Annotated in this window: 4 protein-coding genes; all 4 read right to left on the bottom strand. The window is 72.1% G+C overall.

The window, feature by feature from the left end; all coding sequences use genetic code 11:
* Positions 1–687: geranylgeranyl reductase family protein (locus E1266_RS36580; protein WP_132055076.1), on the bottom strand; the 687-nt coding region annotated here is incomplete at its 3' end.
* The gene (locus E1266_RS36575; protein WP_132055074.1) at positions 684–1103 is read right to left on the bottom strand and encodes a CBS domain-containing protein; all 420 of its coding nucleotides are present in this window, start codon (positions 1101–1103) and stop codon (positions 684–686) included. The genes E1266_RS36580 and E1266_RS36575, both read right to left, overlap by 4 nt.
* 51 nt (positions 1104–1154) lie before the next feature.
* Positions 1155–2063: a PAC2 family protein gene (locus tag E1266_RS36570; RefSeq protein ID WP_132055072.1), complete on the bottom strand. Its 909-nt coding sequence runs from the start codon at positions 2061–2063 to the stop codon at positions 1155–1157.
* A gap of 79 nt (positions 2064–2142) precedes the next feature.
* A partial coding sequence (cbbX, locus tag E1266_RS36565; protein ID WP_207946139.1) for a CbbX protein occupies positions 2143–3076 on the bottom strand: 934 nt, incomplete at its 5' end.

Raw genomic sequence — 3076 nt, 5'->3', positions numbered from 1 at the left:
GGAGAGGAGGCTCCGGTAGTCGGGGTGGTCGGTGCGCAGGAGGGCTACGCCCACGTTGCAGGTGCCGTCGCCCATGCCGAAGATCCAGCCGTAGCCTGCCGGGGCCAGGTCCAGCCAGATCTCCAGGTGGGCGTCGTCGTGGCGGGGGCTGCGGAAGTAGCGGCGGCCCGCGATGCCGATGGGGCGGGTGGCGGACGGGCGCAGGCCCAGGGCGACGGAGAGGCGGGAGGACGCGCCGTCCGCGGCTATGACGAGGCGGGCCTCGTGGGTGCCCCTTTCGGTCTTGACGCCTGTCACGCGGCCCCTCGTCTGGAGCGGACCGGTGACTTTGGTGTCCTCCCGGAGGGTGGCGCCGGCGGCGACCGCCTGGCGGGCCAGGAGTTCGTCTAAGTCGGCGCGGGTCCGGGTGAGGCCGGGCGCGGCGGGCCAGTCGATTTCGAGGCGGCGGCCGGCGCCGATGAGGCGGATGCCCTTGTTGGGGAACCAGCCCGGGGCGTCCAGGTCGATGCCTAGCGTGCGGAGTTCCTGGACGGCGCGGGGCGTGAGGCCGTCGCCGCAGACCTTCTCGCGGGGGAACGACGCCTTCTCCAGGAGGAGGACGTCCAGGCCGGAGCGGGCCAGGTGGCAGGCGACCGCTGATCCCGCGGGTCCTGCACCGACCACGATGACGTCGCGGTCCGCGGTCACGTGTTCGGGGGTTCGGCGCTGATGTCGGCGAGGGCCGAGCGCTCGTCGCGCTGGACGGCCAGGTCGCCGATGGACACCATGCCGATCGGGCGGTCGCCGTCGACCACGGGGATGCGGCGGATCGCGTGCCGCCGCATCAGCCGGACGGCCGTGTCTGCGTCCTCACCCGGCGCCACGGTGATCAGGTTGGTGCTGCAGACGTCGGCCACGGTGGTGTCGGTCATGTCCTTCTGGAGGGCGACGGCGCGGACGACGATGTCGCGGTCGGTGACCAGGCCGCGCAGCCGTCCCTCGTGCACGACCAGGACGTCGCCGATGCCGTGCTGCCGCATGAGGTCGCCGACCTCCGCCAGGGACGTGTCCGGGGACACCGCCACCGGGACCGGCGTCATCACCTCGTTCACCTTCTGGGCCATCGTGCGAACCTCCCCTCAAGGCTCGCCTACCCGAGGCGCAACGGGATATGTCTAGGAGGGCGAGTCGGGCCCGTCCTGTTCGGCGAGGAAGCGCTCGAACTGGGCGCCGAGCTCGTCGGCGGTGGGCATGTCCCCCGATTCGGCGAGCAGGTTGTCGCGTTCGGCGGCGCCCGCGAACGCGTCGTACTGCTGCTCCAGGGCCCGGACGACCTTCTCGACCTCGTCGTTGCCGTCGACCTGCTCGGCGATGTCGGCGTCGGTGGCCGCGGCGGCCTCGCGGAGCCGCTCGACGGGCAGCGCGAGCCCGGTGGAGTCGATGACGGCCTCCAGCGCGGCGACGGCGGCGGCAGGGTAGGCGGACTGGGCGAGGTAGTGCGGGACGTGCACGGCGAGGCCGAGGGCGTCGTGGCCCGCCTCGCCGAGCCGCAGTTCGAGGAGGCCGGCGGCGCTGCCGGGGACCTGGACCTTGTCGAACCAGGAGCTCCGGGTGACCAGCTCCGGCCGCGTGGCGTGCGAGGTGATGCCGACCGGGCGGGTGTGCGGGACGCCCATCGGGATGCCGTGGAAGCCGACGACGAGCTCCACGCCCAGGCGCTTCACCAGGTGCAGGACGGCCGCGGTGAAGCCCTCCCACAGCCGGTCGGGTTCGGGCCCGGACAGCATCAGGAACGGGCTGCCGGCCTCGTCGCGCAGCAGCCGGACGACCAGCTCGGGCGCCTCGTAGGAGGCCCAGTGGTCGCGGTCGAACGTCATCGGCGGGCGGCGCGCCCGGTAGTCGATCAGTGAGTCGACGTCGAAGCGGGCGATGACGCGGTGCTCCAGCGCCTCCAGGAGGTGCTCGCGCACGAGCTGCCCGGTGGATCCGGCGTCCACGAAGCCGTCGAGGCTGTGCAGCAGCACCGGACCCGTCATTTCCGGCAGGTCGGTGTCGAGCTCGTACAGATCCTCAGGGTTAAGCAACGTATCCCCCACCTCTGATGTCGTCCGTCACAACATTAGGACATGCGGGGGCCCATCCCTTTAACGGACGTGACACCGGTCACCCGAAGACGCGGCTGGCGAGGAAGTCTTCCGGGTGGAGGGTGGTGAGATCTTCGCGTCCGACGTCGCCGCCCCTGGCGAGGAGCCGGTTGGCGTGCCGGAGGCGGGCGCGTTCGATGGCGTTGCGGACGGAGCGCGCGTTGGCGAAGCGGGGCTGCGCGCGGCGGCGGGAGAGGTAGTCGCGGAAGACCGGCTCGGTCTCGGGGGCCAGGCCGTAGCCCTCCCGGTCCATCATCAGGCGGCCGATCGCCTCCAGCTCGTCGGGCTCGTAGTCGGGGAAGTCGATGTGGTGGGCGATGCGGGAGCTCATGCCGGGATTGGACGCGAAGAAGGAGTCCATGCGGTCCTTGTAGCCGGCGAGGACGACGACCAGGTCGTCCCGCTGGTTCTCCATGACCTGGAGGAGGATCTCGATGGCCTCCTGCCCGTAGTCCCGCTCGTTCTCGGCGCGGTAGAGGTAGTACGCCTCGTCGATGAAGAGGACGCCGCCCATGGCCCTCTTCAGGACCTCCTTGGTCTTGGGTGCGGTGTGGCCGACGTACTGGCCGACGAGGTCGTCGCGGGTGACGGAGACCAGGTGGCCGCGGCGTACGTAGCCGAGGCGGTGCAGGAGTTCGGCGAGCCGCAGCGCGACGGACGTCTTGCCCGTCCCGGGCCCGCCGGTGAAGCACATGTGCAGGTTGGGGCGTCCCGAGTCGATGCCGAAGCGGGCCCGGACGCGGTCGACCAGCAGCAGCGCGGCGATCTCCCGGATGCGGGTCTTGACCGGCGCGAGGCCGACGAGCTCGCGGTCCAGGGCGTCCAGGACGCCGTCGACCTGCGAGTCGGCGCGTTCCCGGGCGAGGTCGACGCGGGCCGCGGGCGGGAGCGGCTCGGCTCCGGGAGTGTGCGGCTCGGCTCCGGGGGCGAACGGCTCCCCGGCGGCGGGAGGC

The sequence above is a fragment of the Actinomadura sp. 7K534 genome (assembly GCF_004348575.1).
Classification (GTDB): domain Bacteria; phylum Actinomycetota; class Actinomycetes; order Streptosporangiales; family Streptosporangiaceae; genus Spirillospora; species Spirillospora livida.
Note: the sequence above shows the minus strand (reverse complement) of the source record. Positions and strands in the feature narration are given on the sequence as shown.